The organism is Rhodanobacter sp. OR92 (genome assembly GCF_000427545.1).
GTDB lineage: Bacteria > Pseudomonadota > Gammaproteobacteria > Xanthomonadales > Rhodanobacteraceae > Rhodanobacter > Rhodanobacter denitrificans.
Genome location: NZ_KE386556.1, coordinates 134,527 through 151,890 on the forward strand (window position 1 = coordinate 134,527; position 17,364 = coordinate 151,890).

Below are 17,364 nucleotides of genomic sequence, written 5' to 3' on the forward strand. Positions count from 1 at the left end.
GNNNCTCAAAAGCTGCATCACCAGCCGCCTTGCTTCAATGAGGCCGCAGCTCTTCGCTGCGGATCACAGTCCATCCGCAAGTCGTTGCGCGGGTTGACTGTTTGGTGGTTGCTTGCGAGAGGTGTCTGCCACGGTGGGATGCCAAGCTAACGCGCGTGTTGCCGGATGGCAACAGGGGCGGGTAACAGCTTGATTGTCAGAGAGCATTGAGGTGCGAGCGGTGACCGGGTTTCGCGGTGTCACTGGAGCGCTCGCGGCGATAGGGCGAAAGAGGACGGGTGTGAAGGTCAAACGATGATGGGCTCCCTGGCGGCGGGTTCGAACTTGTCTCCAAGGCTGACCACGCGAGGCTTGACCTTGTCGGCGGGGCCGATGTCGATGATCAGCAGGGCATCGGTGCGGCGCAGGATGATGCCGTCGAGCAGCTGCAGCATTTCGGCGTGCCGACGCCGGCTCAAGCGGCACTGGAAGACCGACAGCTGCAGCCATTCCCCGAACCCTTTCATGGTCTTGAATACGCGCCGCCATCGTTTGTCGTCGCGGATGTCGTAGGTCACCAGATACAGATGTTCGTCCATGGTCGTCTCGCCGGTTGCGACGCGCTCAGCGTGTCGTGAAGTTGGGGTAGTCGTCGAGTTCGCCGAGCAGGAAGCGCCCGAGCAGGCGAGCCTGCAGCTCCAGCAACCGGCGGTAGCTCAACCGGTAACCGAACAAGGGATGGGTGATCTCGTGGCTGAGCCGGCGCTCGAAAGCGGCGATGAAGCGCTTGCGGCCACTGGCATCGAGGTTGACGCTGCCGGCGGCACTGACGAAGTCGCTGGGGTGCACCTCGCCGTTGTTGATGACCTGCATGACCACCGAATCGGCCAACAGCGGTCGGAACGGCTCCATCATGTCCAGCGCCAGTGCGGGGCGGCCGTAACGGGGTTGGTGATAGAAGCCGCGGAATGCATCGAAGCCCACGGCCGTCAGCGTCGTTGTCCAGGTGCGGGCCAGCATGGTGTAGGCAAACGAGAGCATGGCGTTGACCGGGTCGGTGGGTGGGCGCCGGTTGCGCAGGGTGAAGTCGAAGGCAAGCAATGCCTCATCACTCGGCGCGGCGGGCTTCAAGGTCTGGCGGAACTGACCGAAATACAGCGCGGCGGCCTGGCCCTCGATGCCAAGCAGGGTTTCCAGGCTTTCGGCCCGCTCGGCTTGCTGGCGGATGCGTTTCAGGTCGGCGAGCAGCCGCTCGGGTTTCTCCTCCGGCTTCCAATTGCGGCGGATCTGCGTGCGGCAGTTGGTGATCTTGGCGGCCACCAGGCCGCGGGCGATGCGCAGGCAGGTGGCGTCGTTGAAGCTGGCGCGGTACTGCCCGGTGCGCAGCTCCACGTTCTTGTGTCCGTTACCCTGGGTGTGGCCGAAGAAGAAGCCGCCATAGCTGTGCCAGCTCACCGGGATGTCGCGCTGCATCAGTTCCTGCAGACACGGCGTGGTGACGTAGACGTTGCCCTGGATGACCACCTGCGAAACCTCCCGCAGGCGTGCGCTGGCAAGCAGGTGGCCGTCCTTGTCGGTTACCTCCAGCACCTCGCCCTTCTTCGCCAGCTTGGCGCTGTAGTGCTGGATGTACAGCGGCAGTGCCTCGTGATGCGGCACGGCCAGCGGACGCGGCGCCAGCTCGGTCTGGTGCAGGAACTGCACCTCGTCCGGCAGGCAGATGGTCACCAGCGAGCAGCGCGGGCACTTGGGGCTGTCCACCAGCGGCGCGGGGATGCGCCCGCCGGCAGCCATGGCACGCAGCTCGGCAATGGCGTTGCGGGTAAGCGAGAGCAGCTCGTCGTCGAAGGCAACGGCGACGCGCTCCTTGCTGGTCACGTAGTAGATGGCGCCTTCCTCGCAGGTGTAGCCGTGCTCGCGCAGCAGCAGGCCCTGGGCGCACAGCTGCACGCGCTCCGGGTCGTAGACGCCGCGCGCGGTGTGCGGGCGCCTGCCGCGCTTGTAGTCGACGGGAGTGACCGTGCTGCCTTCGCCTTCGATCAGATCGAGCTTGGCGACAAGCCCGAGCTTGTTGGACGACAGGGTGATCGAGCGCGCATGGATCTCGGCGCGTTCTTCCTCGGCGGTTTCGGCATCGGGCAGGTCGCCGGATGGTTTGTCCACGCGCTGGTGCTTGTGGCGACCATCCACGGTGTCGGCCGAATCGGCCCACTCGCCTTGCACCCATTCCAGGTAGGCCAGGCGCGGGCAGTACACGTGCTCGTTGAGCATCCGCACCGGAATCGGCGGCTGGTCGCCGCCCAGTTCCGGAAACGGAAGTTCCAGATCCCCCTGCTTCGGTTCCATCGAAAGCCGCTCCCCTGTGGCGTCCGCTGATCCGTCTTCGGGTTTTACTCCCGCTCGGCTGGGGCGGCAACTTCTTGCGCCCTGCGTGGCAGCTTCAATCCCCGATCAAGGCCGCCAGTTGATCGCGTGCCGTGCGCGGCAGCTTCAGTTCGGTGGCGATCGCCGGCCAATGCGCTACGGCGTCGCGCGCTTCGGCCTCGATGGTTTTCGCCTGCACCGCATTGAGACGGTAGAAGGCATGGGTGGCGCGCAGGTTGGCCAGCCGCGGGCTGGGATCGTGTGCATCGATCGCCAGCGCATGTTCGTGCTTGTCCGGGTTCGGATTGATGTCGAAAGCGGGCGCCATCCGCCATCCATCGGGTGTGCGCAGGAAACCGTGGTTGCGCAGGTGGTCGTCACGGTTGCCGATCAGAATGGAGAACGCGACGCGCCGGTAGAGCTGGGCCAGGTCGTGGGCGAGGGTGGCCGGGTCGCCGTGGGTCTGGATCGCCTGTGCGATGTCCAGATAGCTGCCGCCATCGCCGTCGTTGCGGCCGGTGAGAGTCATGGTCGAGGCATACAGGCGACGCGAATCGCCCTGGCGGTCGAAGCGTCGCACGGCAAAACTCCGGTAGCCGCGGCCAAAGCGCAACAGCCGGGCATCGGGAACGATTACGCCGGCAGCCTTGGCGAGCCGCCAGGCCAGATATTCCCAGGCGCCGATGTCGCGACGATCGTCGTAGGCAGGAAACTTGGCCAACCACAGCGCTCCGTGTTCGTCGGTGAACGAAGCCTTCGGGCGTGCTCCGCCCATGCTGGTGCCGGGAGCCACCAGTTGCGCCAGCCAGCGAGCGTACTCGGGGCGTTCCTCGACGTCCTCCCGCCCCAGTTCGCGGGCAATCGCTTCCAGCTCGCGCAAACGCGTTGCTGGCGGAGCGCTGCGCTCGCGCTCATCGACCCAGGCGTGCGGCGGCGCGGTTCGGCGAAGGCGCAAGGCGCCCATGCGCGTGCAGTCATCAACGCCCGTCAGGAAGTCCCACTCGGAGAGACGCCGCAGGCGCCGCTTCGCTTCGCGCGCCTCCAGTGCCTCACGCCGCTCCATCAGCATGCGGCCCCAGCGATCCGGCGAAATGTCGCGGAAGATGCCGAACAAGGCCTGCTCGCGCGCAGGCCACGACGGTCCGGCGACCAGGGGCAGGTCGGGCGCGATGGCCACGCTCCGGCGTCGTTCGATATAGTCGCGGTGGTAAGCGAAGCTGATCGCCTCGCTGCCACCGTGCCGCTCGCAACGCAAGCTGCCGATGGCTATGGTTGGCCCGAGCATGGCGTCGTCCAGCACCACGTCCAGTACGGTTTCCGAGCGCGCACTCACGACTTGCGCCTGCCGCGCGGCGCACCCACCTGTCGAATGTCCTGCAGGCGGCGGCCGAGTTCGTCCTCCTTGGCCAGCAGGTCGAGGTCGTGATCCAGCCCCAGCACCTCCGTCGCCCGCAACAAGGTGGCCAGACTGCTCGAACCTTCGCCTTGTTCCAGCTTGCGCAAAGTGGGCAACGACACGTCGGCCCGCGCCGCCAGCGCCGCCTGCGTCATGCGCCGCCGCAAGCGAGCAGCGCGCAACCGGGCGCCGAGGGCTGTCAGACGCTCGGCGGCGGCGGGGAAGATGGGTGGGGTGCGCTTTGACATGGAAAATAAACTAGCCGTTTTTAAATCAATTAGCAATTTTATTTACTATTTTGCGCTGAGCTATCGAATCCGGCGGACTAAACAGCCCGGATCGAAGTGACCAACGAAACCAAGTGCCAGCGGTTCTTGAACCGGTTTCGTGAAAGTCAGGTACCAGCAGTTGTCGGGGCGACGAAGTTGGCAATGATGCAAGTGCTGGAAGTGGGTGAGACAGGGGTTTTCGCCTTTTGTCGATCGATTTCATGGGTCGGTTCGACAAGAGATGGCGAGCAGGTTGGACAGAAATCGCCACGGCCGAATGTATGTGAGCTTGACTTCTCAGGAATGCGGGATGGGTGCGCCCATCGTGAAGTTGCGGAATTTCCCGGTGGTCAGGCGACGACTGCGATAGACCTCGGCGATTCCGCGGGCGCCGAGTTCCTTAGGCTGCATTCCGGCTCGGTCGCTGCGCTGTACGTCAGTCATGTCGAGCAGGGAGCGCACCGTATCCACTCCCGCGAACACATCCCAGATTGGCCAGGTCCAGTGCGTCTTGCGCGCTCCTTGCGTGTGAAAGCCGACCGTTTCCAGTTGTCGATGCGTAGGCAGGGTCGGGAGCAGAGGAAGCGCCTCGATCGCCAGGCGATTGGCGCCCCACATCGAGCCGGTCGTCTTGCGATCCGGATCCCCGCTTGGGTCGGACCAGCGCAAGGCGTAGCGGTTGTCGTCAGATGGGTCCCAGCGCAAGGTCATGTTCTGCACCGGGTCGTCGTAGCGCCAGTGATCGAACAGCGTCTTGCGCAGGTGCTCAGGTTGCACCTGTTCGATGAAGTTGCGCATGAACTTGAGAAAGTGCTGATGCCCGGCGCCGCTCATCGTGCGAAGCGCGGTATCCGGAACCTTGCCGTCCTTGTCGACGGGATACTCGCCAGCGAATGCCGTGGCGAAATCCGAACAAGTGCGGTCGCCGTTCAGGGCCGCTTGTGCACTGGCCCGTGCATAGGGTCGGAAAATGCCGAGTGGGACGGAAGGGTTGTCGCCCAGCGCGAAGACTTCCGGAGGTACCGAGGAGGCCAACTTCGCGGAAAGGTGTTCGACAAGAGTCTTTTCTTCGAGCGCCATGTCCATTGCCAGGACGGGACGCCAAGCATTTTCGTGTTTTGTCCATCGTAATTGGGCGCCACCTGCGTCGAGCGACAATACGCGCAGGGTGCCGATCGCAGCGAGAAAACCGAGTGGATTCGCGCCATCGATGCCGCGTAGAAGGATGCTATTCGTCATTGTTGACCTCCCCTTCCGGTTCGCTGGCCGTTCGTTCCTCGAACTCACTGCGTCGGTGGTCGGCGAGCATGTGGATGGCCTCGAGGTAGGCCAGTCCCCACCAACCATACTTGCGCACCAGTCGCCAGAAGCGGTCGCTGATGCCGCTGTTGATGCGCTCGGCACCGGTCGGCCCGGTGTAACGGTATGAACGGTCGTTATCGGCCAAGGTCAGTTCACAACCATAGGCATCTTCGACAACGGGTGCGAATGGACGGCAACGGCCGTGATGACTGGCGATCAGGTGCAGCACGAGGTCGAGGTCGTGCGCCAAGACTTTCACTTCGTCGCTCGACTGCGCAAATTTCAGCGAAAGCAATTCGTGGCGGCCACCCTCGGGATAACCTGAGCGGCGGCGGGCGCGATCGCGGGAGCGCCGATCCTGCGCGCCGCTCGACTTCGCTAGCAGGCCATCGAACGTGCCCGAGGTGAAAGTCGGCGCACCACCGCGCAACATTGACTGGAAACGTGGATCGGCTTTGCCGAGGTCATGCAGACTTGCTGCGAGCGTGATGTCGTCAACGAGCGATGCGGGCAGTCCACAGGCTGTCGCATAGGCATGTGCAAAAGTGGAGACGCCATCGAGGTGCTTTTTCAGTGGTACCACGGTGGTGAAGGACGAGCTGTCGTCCTCGGTAGTGAAGTCGCCGGAGCGAGCGAGTTCACCGAGGTTCTGCATTAACTGGCGTGGGAGCGGATGCCTGCGCTCGATGACCCAGCCTTTGCCATGGGAGCCGTTCGTCCCTGGGTACTTCTTGATGCGGAGCGATGAACGTCCCTGGCGCGTGTCGAGAATGCGTGCGGCTATGGAGCGCCAGTCGGCATTGGCATTGGCGCTGGCGTCGAGAGGCGTCAGAGCATCGGCCAGCGCATCGAGCACGTCGACGATGTCCGGATCGGTTTCCTCGGTATCGGCCTGTTGCTTGAGCAGGTCGGCGAGCCGTTGCCGCGATGGTCCCTCGAACCGGTCGAGCAACGTCGGATGCACACGCATGACGAGCCGCCAGCGCGCTTGCAGCATGGCCTGCTCGGCTAGATCGATATTCTTCTCGTCGGCCTGTGGTGCGTAACCGAGCGAATTCCAACCGCGTCGCATCGCTGGGACGACCAGTGTGTCTCCCGGGCGGATTTTCCGAGGTTCGTCGGCAACGAAACTCTGGTCGCCACGCCAGACAAGCACGCTTCGATCGATCGCCTCTCCGTCACTTTCAGCAGCATTATCCGATGCGTCGAAACCTTCGACATCGCCTGCGGACGCATCCTTTTCGCCACGCATCCAACGCCGAAATTGCACCAGCGGCACGCTCATGCACTCGCCGACGCTAGGAGGACACATCGCTACCACGTCGGCCCAGGCTTCGGGTGTGTCCTTATCGAGATCGGCACGCCAGCACACATGCACGTCCGGCGAATCGTCGCGTGTCCCATGCAGGAAAAGCGAGGGCTCCGCTTCATGCTCGGGCTTCGGGCTGGTTTGTACCCATTGGTCAAGGTAGGCGGGGTGCATGATCGGCGCGTCGATCGCCTCGACCAAGGTTTGCGTCGGTGCGCCACCTTCGAGACAAAGCTTCATCGCCGAAACGCCGAAATCCACGCGGCCCTGTTCATCGGCTTGTTCCTCAAGCCAAGCCCAGGTGTTGCGCAAGGCAGAGCCGTAGATCGGGTCGTCGTCCTTCAGGCTATCTTTCGCGATGACGACGATGCCTGGTGGATGCGTTTGGGGGTCGGCGCCATCGGGTTCGCCAAGGCGATACAGGCGCCCGAAGCGTTGGCGCAACGCATCCAGACTCGCGCATTCGGTGACTATGGCGTCAAAGTCGAGGTCGGCACCCACCTCGATGCATTGAGTCGCCACAACGAACACCGGTTTGTCCGGCGACACGGTGGAGCCGCTGCGTAGCGTGTCGTGCCATTGCCGGATACTCGCGTCGCGGTCGAGTGGGCGCATGCGGCCGATGAGCAGCGCCTTCTGCGCGGGTAGAGCGGACAGGCGATCGAATACAAGCTGGGCGCTGCGTACGCGGTTGACGATGATGCCAATGCGAGTCGCGCCCGTGTCGGCTAAAGCTTTCGCTTGTTCAACCAGACGGTCGGCAAACTGGACGGTAGCGGTGCGCTCACCGAGTTCGATCATGCGTGCTGGCTTACGTGCGCTGAGCCGGCGTCCCAGTGTGCCGTTTGCCTCGTCCGCGGCATCCAACCCGAACGATGCAGGCGTTCCAGCACCGTCTTCGCCCGCGGCTCGGGGTGTTGCCGACAACAGGGCGTACGCGAACGGTGCCGGCAGCGCGGGCGATTCGGACAATGTCCGATACTTAGCAATCGCTTCCAACGTCTGCCGGAACGGGTTGGAGCAATGCGCTTCGTCGAGCAGGATCAACGTGTCGTTGGCGATGAGCGCGGCGTGAAGCGGTTGCAGATAGTCGCTTATACCGTAGCCGCGGAACAGCAGGCGCGAGCCGACTTGGTCCACGGTCGAGCAGATCACCGTCGGCTGGCTCGGCGTGCGCGCCCAGGCATTGTCGCGATAGGTGCCGCCGCGCAACTGGAAGCAGGCGAGAGGGTCGGTATCGCCGCTTGGGTCGGTGCCGCGACGTTCACGCAAGCCATCGGCGACTTCGCGGAGAATGCCGTTGTCCGCGTGGCGAAGGCGGTGTGCGATGTCGTTGGCGTGTTGGAAGGCTTCGTCCACGATGACGCGACGGTCCACAACGAACAGGATGCGCCGTGGTGCCCGCGGTGCACCGGTCGCGAGCGCATACAGCGCGATGTCGATGCATGAGGTTTTGCCTGTCGCGGTTGGCAGCGACAGCGCATGGGGCCATTCGCCCTGCATGACGGCGCAGCACAGCCGCGCTTGCCATGGAAATGCCTGTTGCCTGGGATGCAGTGCCGCGAAGAAATCTCCGAATCGTTCTGGCGTCAGGTTCATGACATGTTCCCCCGGTACGGCATGCACAGACCGTAGCCTCGGAAGCGGCCGGCGCCGATCAACACCGGGCCGCGCACGGCCTCCGGGAATTCCAGGCAAACGTGAACCTGCTGGCGTGCACTGCCGTCCTTGCGGAGCAGGGCGGGCACGGAACGGCAATGAGGAACGCCGGTCAGGAAGCCGGTGGACGAGATGAGGATCTTCGTGGGGTGCGGCAGCCCAATACGGGCGCAGGCATGGGCGATCTGCTCCCTCGTTTCATCGTCGAAACGACCATGCTTGCTGTGCCGGTCGAGCGCGACAGGCGTGACACTGGCCCACACGCTTGCACCGCCGACGTCGCCACACCAGCGTTGCGTTCGGAACGCCTCGCGTTCCGATTCACCAAGATCGAAGACCACATCAATATCGAAGTCGTGGCCTTGGTAGACCGATAGAGGTCTTGGATTGCCGTCGGGACCGAGATCGAACAGGGGCCCCAGACAATGGCCGACCTCGTTATCCGGCACGTCGCGCGGTATGGCGAGCGCGACGCCCATCACATGACCTTGCGCGTGCGGATTGGCGACGTTCGCGATCGGCAGTACAGCGAGATGCGACTGAGTCGTCGGCGTGCCATCGGTGCGGTGGCCGCACAGCCATTCCGGCGGCGGCTGAACCTGGCTGCGTGCCATGACGGTATGGCGCCATGCGGCCATCAGCAGCGGCGTGTTGTCGAGCCATAGCCGTTTTCCGGCGGTTTCGGCGCGATCCTTCGACAGTCTGCCGGAGTCTTCGCGGGAAGGCTGGCGTGGTACCTGTCGGAACATCAGCAGGCGATCGCTGAATACCGTCTGGGGGATGACTGGCTGTTGGGGGGGGTAAGTGCGTACGCGATGGCGGTTGCTGGTGGCGGGCGGCGCGATGGCGGTGCGCCCTTGCCGAAACGCGCTTCTTGCTCCTCGCGAAGTTTTTTTCTGGCTGCGCCCTTGGTGTTGGCTATGGCACTTTCGAGCGCAATCCATGCCAAGCGTTCGCTTTCGTTGTAGGCCTGTTCGAGTTGGGTCAGCCGGCCTGCGCCCGCCACGCGCAGCGGCAGTCCAGAGCCGTTCACGGGTTGCATCGTTGGTGCTGGCGGCTCCGATTCGATCCAGCCTTGTATCAGCGAAGCCGAATGGCCGAGGCAAGTCAGCTTGATGCACAACGCGGCCAGTGCCGCGCGGATGCCTTCGCCGGGCTCGGCATCCGGCCAGATGAAATGTACGGTATCGTTCTTTGGCACGACGACCGGAAATTGTCGAGCCTGGCGCAGTCGTCGTTCCGGCAACAGAAGCAGCCCTTCGGCGACTTGCTTGGGGGTGGCGTTTTCCGCAGAGCGCGGTGGAACGACGTCGTTTACTGGCACATAGTGTGTGACGATGGCGCGGCGCGAAACGTCTCGGTCCATGCTGGCGTGCAATGCGGGAGCAGGCTGTTGCTCCAGCCACAGCAGTGCCGTGCGTTCGGCGGGATCGCGGTCGGTTTCGAAGTGGGCGGCGGCCAGGGCCATGAACAAGCGATCCGGGTGCGGCGGCCATTCGGCCGTCGACTTGTCCGATCCCTCCGCCGTTGCCGCCATCGACCAACCGTTCAGGTAACGGATGCCGATGGCGATCATCAGTCTTCTCCCACCTCGGCCGTGGCGACCGCCAGGTCCTGGCTCTTGCGCACCAGTGCAGCGAGTTGCGGCGACGGCACCAGTTCGAGCGGCTCGTCAAGCCACGGCAGGCCGGCGGCCTTGGCGGCCTGGACAGCGTCACGGTACAACGCGATCGCGTCGGCACGATCGAGCGCATAAGACTTCGGTTCCCCGCCTGGCACGTCGAGCAGTTCCCAACGAGGGAGCTCCGCCGGTACCAGGTGGCAGCGCGAGCGCAGGTCGCTGCCGGCCGATTGCGCCAACGTCGCTCCGCACAATGCGAGTGCGACCAACGCGGTCTGCGCGGCACGATCGCGTGAGGAGTCGCGCTGACCGTCGATGGGGAAACGCAGGCGGCGCAGTGCGGGCAGTGACAGCGTGCTGGTGCGCAGAGCGTAGGCGATCGTGAAACCGCCGTCACTGATGGTCGGCGTCACGTTGCCGTGGTTGACCTCGGATGGCTTGCCATCCTTTCCTGCTTTCGTGGGTTTGCCTTTCTCCTTGGCGGCTTCCTTCTCATCGAGTGTCCAGCCACCGTCGGCGCGCAGATATACCGGGCCTGCGCCGCGGCGGATGTCTGCAGGATCGATGCGACTTGCAGTTTTCGTGCCCAACACTGCATCGATGCCGACCACCTCGGATACGTAGGCACGCGCGAACTTCGCGCCGAGACCGCCGCGCGGTCCGGTGGAGTCCCACAGGCCGAACACGAGCGCGGTCGGACACAACTCGAACAGCGCGGTCGCATTGCGCAGATCGACATGATCGATTTTGCTGCCGTGCGTTGACTTACGGAATTCCACACCGTTCAGCAGGCTGTCGCGCAGCAGTGCATCGGCGATGCGATGCGGCGCTTCCAGGCTGGTCACGCGCAGGTCGCGGCGCAGATCCTGCCCAGCGAAATCGACCACGATCACCGGCAGCGGAATCTCCTTGTCGTCCCACGCATCGAGCAGCGCAAGCTCGGCGTGGTTTGCCTCCGACTGCACCGAATTCAACACCACGCATGACACCGGGGCTTCACGCTCGGGCAATCGCCGCTCCTCGGTGGCGTACTTGCCGCCTTCGTAGGTGGCAGGAAACACCGGGCTTCCCTCGCCACCGGCCGGCTGTAGCTTCTGGCGGCAACGAAAAGCTGCGGCCGAGCTGGAAACAGCGTTACTGATGAGATCGAGTGTGAGCTTGTCGTTCATGTGGATTCCCCAGTTAGTGATGGCGCATCAGCGCCTATGCAACTTAGGAGGCATGTGTCTCCTGTCGTGAGACAAAATCGTGAATGGAATGAGGCCCGGCTAGCGGGAGTGCTCGCTTTTGGCGAAGAGGCGAGTTGTTACGTTCAAGCTTCAATGGAGCCCAGGCTGCCTGGGATGATCGCGCTGTTCCATCTTCATGGAAATTGGCTGACCAGCTTGACTGGAGGTGTCAAGGGAGTAGTCTGCTTCCAAGACTACAGAGAAATCAAGTCGTGATGTTCTAGAGAATAGTCTAGTTGTTACTTTAAATAAGTTAACTCTCGGGTCCCTGCCGTGCTCTAGACACGACAGGGGTGCGCGATTCCACCGCTCGGATGAATTTGCGCGTTGCCATAGTGATTCCCTGGCTCGGGCAGCATATCGCTTTCGCGTCAGTTGGCAATCCGTTAATCCGGGTGCTGACGTTGAGTGGAGGCGAAAGGTCATGCCGAGAAGATAACGCGAGTGCGTAACAGAGGGCGGCGGACCCAACAATTCGCCGTCCTCTTCTATATATAGAACGAGGTCAAGCCTACATCCCCCCGAACAACGCCTCCAGATCCTTCTCGTCAAACCGCAGTCGCGTGCTGGCGCCGCCACTTTCGAGCACGGCACGGGCCAGTTCGGCCTTGCGGCCTTGCATGGCCTGGATTTTTTCCTCGACGGTACCGGCGCAGATCAGGCGGTAGACGAACACCGGCTTGTCCTGGCCGATGCGGTGGGCACGGTCGGTGGCTTGCGCTTCCACGGCGGGATTCCACCAGGGGTCGTAGTGGATCACGGTGTCCGCGGCGGTGATGTTGAGGCCGACGCCGCCGGCTTTGAGGCTGATCAGGAACAGCGGCACGCTGCCTTGCTGGAAGCGCTTGACCATGGCGGTGCGGTCGCGTGCCGGGGTCTGGCCGGTGAGGGTCTGGTGGGCGACGCCGCGTTTGTGCAGGGCCGCTTCGATCAGGCTGAGCATTTCGGTGAACTGCGAGAACAGCAGTACGCGGCGGCCGTCGGCGAGCAGGCCGTCGAGCAGTTCCAGCAGGGCGTCGAGCTTGGCGCTGGTCTTGACCTTCTGCGCGCTGGCGAGCTTGACCAGGCGCGGGTCGCAGCAGGCTTGGCGAAGTTTCAGCAGGGCGTCGAGCACGATGATGCCGCTCTGCGCCAGGCCACGTTCGGCCACCGCCTGGCGCACGCGCTCGTGCTGGGCCAGGCGCAGGGTTTCGTACAAGGCGCGCTGGTCGTCTTCCAGTTCCAGCTTGAGCACGATCTCGGTCTTGGGCGGCAGGTCGGTGAGCACGTCGTCCTTGCGCCGGCGCAGCAGCAGCGGACCGATGCGGCGGTTGAGCCGTTGCTGGCGATCGACGTCGCCATGTTTTTCGATCGGCGTGCGATACAGCCGGGTGAACTGGTGCTGGGAGCCGAGCAGGCCCGGTTCCACCGCGTCGAATTGCGCCCACAGTTCGCCCAGGTGGTTTTCCAGCGGCGTGCCGGTCATCGCCAGCCGGCGCGTGGCGGGGATTTCGCGCACCACGCGCGCAGCCTGGCTTTTCGCGTTCTTGATCGCCTGCGCCTCGTCCAGCACCAGCAGGGCGAAGCGTTGCGCCAGCAGTTGTTCGCGATCGCGCGGCAGCAGCGGGTAGGTGGTGATGATCAGGTCGTGACTGGTGATCTCGTCGTAGCGATCGGCGCGCGCGATGCCGTGGATCACCAGCACTTTCAGCGCAGGCGCGAAGCGCGCGGCCTCGCTCTGCCAGTTGCCGACCAGACTGGTCGGAGCGACCACCAGTGCGGGTTGCTCCAATCGGCCGCGCTGCTTTTCGCCGAGGATGTGCGCCAGCACCTGCACGGTCTTGCCCAGGCCCATGTCATCGGCGAGGATGCCGCCAAGGCCCGCCGCACCGAGAAAGTCCAGCCAGGCCAGGCCTTCGCGCTGGTACGGGCGCAAAGTGGCCTTGAAGCTTTTCGGTGCCCTGACGCTGCGCGTGGTGCGCTCGAGCAGGGCGAGCTGCGCGCGCAGCGCGTCGCCGCCGCGCCAGTACAACTGGGCGTTGTCGGCCAGCGCCTGCAGCGTGCGTGCCTGGCTGCGATGCAGACGCAGCGCCTCGCCGCCTTCGAGCCATTCAAGCAGCGGCTCGATCAGCACACGCAGGCGTGCCAGCGGGATCTCGACGCTGCGGTTCTCGTCCACAGCAACGCGCCAGCTAGCGTCCCTGCTTTCGCGCGCGGGGGCGACGCGGGGAAAGGCCGGATCGGCCAGCACGCGGCGCAGGATCGGCAGCAGGTCGACGCGCTGGCCGCCAACGTCGATGCCCAGCGAGACGTCGAACCAGGCGTTGCCGCTGGGCTGGATGTCGGCGTGCCAGGCGTCGATGTCGACCAGTTCGTCGTGCGGGAAGCCGGCTTCGTATTCGATGCGGAAGCCGGCGGCGGCGAGCCGATCGATGCTCTCGCGCCAGTCGCGCGGCGCCAGCGGCGGCTTGCGCGGATGGGGGCGCAGCAGCACATCGTTGGCGGCGAAGTCGAGGCCGCGGGTGACGTACTCGTACAGGGCCGGGCCGCAGCGCATGGCGCCGAGCTGTTCCAGCAGCTGGACCGCCTGCTGCTCGGCCGGCAGGTCGCGATGGATTTCCCGCAGGCGGCCTTCGTGCAGACTTCGTTCGACGGCATGCTCGCGGGTGGCGGGTGGCAGGCGCACGCCGGCGTAGTCGAAGTCGACACGAGCGATGCCGATGTCGTGTGATTTTCCGGCCCATTTGCGCAGGGTGACGGAGCGCAGGCGCAGCACCGGCACCGGGCGCTCGCGCACGACCTCGACAGGGCCACGGTCGATCGGCTCGGGCAGCGTCGTGCCGCCGCGTTGCAGGCGCTGGCGCAGCGCGGCGACCTGCGGGGGTTGCAACACCGGTGCGTGCGGCAGGCGATCGAGCAGGTGCAGGTCGCCGTCGACGCGGCCGTAGCGCCCCTGCGCGGGCTGCACATACCACAGGCCGGCGCCGCGCAGCAGCACGCTGTCGCCGGCGTCGATCCGTGCGCGCAATTGCTGGCTGCCGTCGGTGGCCTCGTGCCAGTACAACTGCAGCGATTGCGGTTCGGCACGCTGCAACGGCGCCGAGCCGCGCTCGAACCAGACCGGAAAGTGCGCTAGCAGGTACTCCAGCGCCTGCTCCTCGTGGACGGCACGGATCGGTGCCCAGCGCTGGCTGCCGACCAGCACGTACTGGCGCGGAATCAATGTGGTCAGCGCGGCGGCGGCTTCGCTCGACCAGCCGCCGGGCGGGGTGGGCACCGCTCCGCGGCGGTCGTTCAGTTGCAGCGGCTGCGGGTCGACCAGCTCGTTGCCGCTGCGTCGCTTCGACGGGCGCAGCCACGCCGGCCAGGCCAGCAGGTCGGCGACCGGCGATCCGCCGCCGCCGCGCAGCATCACGCCGAAGCGGCGGTCCGGCTCGGCCTCGTGGCTGGGCGCGGGCGGCTGCAGTGTGTACAGCCAGTCTTCCCACGAGGCCAGATCCGGGCTGCCGGTGTCGGGCGCGTCCGCTTCGTCGCGCGGCGCCTGCAGCCAGGCCGGTGTGGCGAGTGCTGCCGCCCGTACGACCTCGCCGGCCGCCACCATCAGCATGGCGGCGGCGTGTTTGCAGTCGACCCCGACCGGGCAACTGCAGTCGCAGTCCACGGTCAGCCACTCGCCGTGGTCGTGCACGTCCACCCGGCATTCGTATTGTTCGCCGTGGCTGCCATCCACCAGCGCGCTGAGCATCTGGACGCCGTTCTCGATGCGGCTGCGCAGTTTCGACACGCTGCCGTCTGCGGCATAGGCGCGGGCGCGTTCCAGCGTGCGGTCGCCAAAGTTCGAGCGCCATTCGGCGCGTTGCAGCAAGTGGGTGAGTTCGTTGTGCATGTACCGAGGAATCAAAAGCGTCCGGCAAACGCCGATTCTTGCATGCGGACCGCGGCGCCGGTGGCCCCATGTCGGCATTCGCGCGACAATGGAACATTGCCATCCGCGGTTCTGCCGCTCTTGCCAGGGAATCCCCGCACGCCATGTCCCAGACGCCCAGGATCATCTACACGCTGACCGACGAAGCACCGTTCCTCGCCACGCAATCGCTGCTGCCGATCGTCGCCGCGTTCGCCGGCACCGCCGGCATCAAAGTGGAGACGCGCGACATCTCGCTGGCCGCGCGCATCATCGCGCTGTTCCCGGAAGCGCTGAAAGAAGGTCAGCGGTTGCCCGACGACCTGGCCGAACTGGGCAAACTCGCCACCACGCCGGAGGCGAACATCATCAAGCTGCCGAACATCAGCGCCTCGATGCCGCAGCTGAAGGCAGCGATCAAGGAACTGCAGGGCCAGGGCTATGCGCTGCCGGATTACCCGGATGCACCGAAGGACGACAGCGAGAAAGACATCAGGGCGCGCTACGACCGGGTCAAGGGCAGCGCGGTGAACCCGGTGCTGCGCGAGGGCAATTCCGACCGCCGCGCGCCGGCCTCGGTGAAGAACTACGCGCGCAAGCATCCGCACAAGATGGGCGCGTGGAGCGGCGATTCGAAGACCCACGTGGCGCACATGGACGGCGGCGACTTCTACGGCACCGAGAAGTCCGCGCTGATCGGGCAGGCCGGCAACGTCAGCATCGAGTGGTTCGGCAAGGATGGCAGCCACGCCGTGCTGAAGCCGAAGACCGCACTGCTGGCCGGCGAAATCATCGACGGCGCGGTGATGAGCCGCAAGGCGCTGGCCGCGTTCGTCGACGCGCAGATCGCGGACGCGAAGCGGCAGGGCGTGCTGTTCTCGCTGCACCTGAAGGCGACCATGATGAAGGTCTCCGACCCGATCATGTTCGGCGTGGCGGTCGGCGAGTTCTACCGGGACGTGCTGGCGAAACATGCCGCTGCGCTGAAGCAGGTCGGCTTCAACCCGAACAACGGCATCGGCGACCTGTACGCGCGCCTCGGCTCGCTGCCGGAAGCGCAACAGGCGGCGATCAAGGCCGACCTCGACGCCGAGTACGCACAGCGCCCGGGCGTGGCGATGGTGAACTCGGACAAGGGCATCACCAACCTGCACGTGCCCAGCGACGTGATCGTCGATGCGTCGATGCCGGCGATGATCCGCGACTCCGGCAAGATGTGGAACGCGCAGGGCCAATTGCAGGACGTCAAGGCGGTGATCCCCGACCGCAGCTACGCCGGCGTCTACCAGGCGACCATCGACGACTGCAAGGCGCACGGCGCGTTCGATCCGGCCACCATGGGCAGCGTGCCGAACGTGGGCCTGATGGCGCAGGCGGCCGAGGAGTACGGCTCGCACGACAAGACCTTCCAGATCGCCGGCGACGGCGTGGTGAAGGTGCTCGACGAAGCCGGCACGGTGCTGCTGCAGCATGACGTGGAAGCCGGCGACATCTGGCGCATGTGCCAGACCAAGGACGCGCCGATCCGGGACTGGGTGAAGCTGGCGGTGAGCCGTGCGCGGCACACCCCGGCGGTGTTCTGGCTCGATCCGGCCCGCGCGCACGACGCGCAGGTGATCGCCAAGGTCGAGCGCTACCTGAAGGACCACGACACCAGCGGCCTGGACATCCGCATCATGGACCCGGTGGCGGCCACCAAGTTCTCGCTGGAGCGCATCCGCCAGGGCCTGGACACCATCTCGGTCACCGGCAACGTGCTGCGCGACTACCTCACCGACCTGTTCCCGATCATGGAGCTGGGCACCAGCGCGAAGATGCTGTCGATCGTGCCGCTGATGGCCGGCGGCGGCCTGTTCGAGACCGGTGCCGGCGGCTCCGCGCCGAAGCACGTGCAGCAGTTCCTGCAAGAGAACTACCTGCGCTGGGATTCGCTGGGCGAGTTTCTCGCGCTGGCCGCCTCGCTGGAGTTCGTGGCCGGCCGCCAGGGCAGCGCCGAAGTGGACGTGCTGGCCAAGACGCTGGACCAGGCCAACGGCAAGTTCCTCGACACCGACAAGTCGCCCTCGCGCAAGCTCGGCGGCATTGACAACCGCGGCAGCCACTTCTACCTGGCGCTGTACTGGGCGCAGGCGCTGGCCGCGCAGGACGTCAACGCCGCGCTGAAGGCGAAGTTCGCGCCGCTGGCCAAGGCGCTGACCGAGCACGAGGCGACCATCGTCGACGAGCTGGTGCGCGTGCAGGGCAAGCCGGTCGACATCGGCGGCTACTACCACCCCGACCTGGCACGGGTGAGCGCGGCGATGCGGCCCAGCGCCACCTTCAATGCCGCGCTGGCGCTGCTGTCGGCGTGACG

The 17,364-nt window shown here is 65.2% G+C and carries 11 protein-coding genes and 1 CRISPR repeat array (1 of these 12 only partly in view); of the genes, 1 reads left to right on the forward strand and 10 read right to left on the reverse strand.

Going from position 1 to position 17,364, the window contains the following annotated elements; all coding sequences use genetic code 11:
- Positions 1-67: direct repeats of the CRISPR family, unit length 36 nt; unit sequence GCTTCAATGAGGCCGCAGCTCTTCGCTGCGGATCAC; it begins 1,125 nt to the left of the window's first position.
- Between the two features lie 220 nt (positions 68-287).
- The 10 genes from cas2 to RHOOR92_RS0112430 form a co-directional block, all read right to left on the reverse strand.
- Positions 288-578, reverse strand: a complete 291-nt coding sequence (gene cas2 / locus RHOOR92_RS0112380) for a CRISPR-associated endonuclease Cas2 (protein ID WP_007512320.1) — start codon at positions 576-578, stop codon at positions 288-290.
- 25 nt (positions 579-603) lie between these two features.
- A complete protein-coding gene (locus tag RHOOR92_RS0112385) occupies positions 604-2,325 on the reverse strand; it encodes a CRISPR-associated endonuclease Cas4/Cas1 (protein WP_027490359.1) in 1,722 nt (573 codons plus the stop codon).
- Positions 2,326-2,419: 94 nt separating this feature from the next.
- The gene (locus tag RHOOR92_RS0112390; protein ID WP_027490360.1) at positions 2,420-3,676 is read right to left on the reverse strand and encodes a type II toxin-antitoxin system HipA family toxin; all 1,257 of its coding nucleotides are present in this window, start codon (positions 3,674-3,676) and stop codon (positions 2,420-2,422) included.
- A complete protein-coding gene (locus RHOOR92_RS0112395; protein WP_027490361.1) occupies positions 3,673-3,987 on the reverse strand; it encodes a helix-turn-helix domain-containing protein in 315 nt (104 codons plus the stop codon). The genes RHOOR92_RS0112390 and RHOOR92_RS0112395 overlap by 4 nt, the downstream gene beginning before the upstream one ends.
- A gap of 318 nt (positions 3,988-4,305) precedes the next feature.
- A complete protein-coding gene (locus tag RHOOR92_RS0112400; protein WP_155950247.1) occupies positions 4,306-5,247 on the reverse strand; it encodes a hypothetical protein in 942 nt (313 codons plus the stop codon).
- Positions 5,237-8,218 carry a type I-U CRISPR-associated helicase/endonuclease Cas3 gene (gene cas3u / locus RHOOR92_RS18820; RefSeq protein ID WP_007512307.1) on the reverse strand — a complete coding sequence of 994 codons (2,982 nt, stop codon included), beginning with the start codon at positions 8,216-8,218 and terminating at the stop codon, positions 5,237-5,239. The genes RHOOR92_RS0112400 and cas3u overlap by 11 nt, the downstream gene beginning before the upstream one ends.
- On the reverse strand, positions 8,215-9,123 hold the full coding sequence (gene csb2 / locus RHOOR92_RS19685; protein WP_231378395.1) for a type I-U CRISPR-associated protein Csb2: 909 nt from the start codon (positions 9,121-9,123) through the stop codon (positions 8,215-8,217). The genes cas3u and csb2 (RHOOR92_RS19685) overlap by 4 nt, the downstream gene beginning before the upstream one ends.
- A complete protein-coding gene (gene csb2 / locus RHOOR92_RS19690) occupies positions 9,027-9,854 on the reverse strand; it encodes a type I-U CRISPR-associated protein Csb2 (RefSeq protein ID WP_027490364.1) in 828 nt (275 codons plus the stop codon). Before csb2 (RHOOR92_RS19690) ends, csb2 (RHOOR92_RS19685) begins: the two co-directional genes overlap by 97 nt.
- Positions 9,854-11,068: a type I-U CRISPR-associated RAMP protein Csb1/Cas7u gene (gene cas7u, locus RHOOR92_RS0112425; protein WP_027490365.1), complete on the reverse strand. Its 1,215-nt coding sequence runs from the start codon at positions 11,066-11,068 to the stop codon at positions 9,854-9,856. Before cas7u ends, csb2 (RHOOR92_RS19690) begins: the two co-directional genes overlap by 1 nt.
- A gap of 571 nt (positions 11,069-11,639) precedes the next feature.
- Positions 11,640-14,993, reverse strand: coding sequence for a DEAD/DEAH box helicase (locus tag RHOOR92_RS0112430; RefSeq protein WP_027490366.1), 3,354 nt, complete (start codon positions 14,991-14,993; stop codon positions 11,640-11,642).
- A gap of 143 nt (positions 14,994-15,136) precedes the next feature.
- Between RHOOR92_RS0112430 and RHOOR92_RS0112435 the strand changes: the two genes are divergently transcribed.
- Positions 15,137-17,362, forward strand: a complete 2,226-nt coding sequence (locus RHOOR92_RS0112435) for an NADP-dependent isocitrate dehydrogenase (RefSeq protein WP_027490367.1) — start codon at positions 15,137-15,139, stop codon at positions 17,360-17,362.
- The last annotated feature ends 2 nt before the right edge of the window (positions 17,363-17,364 follow it).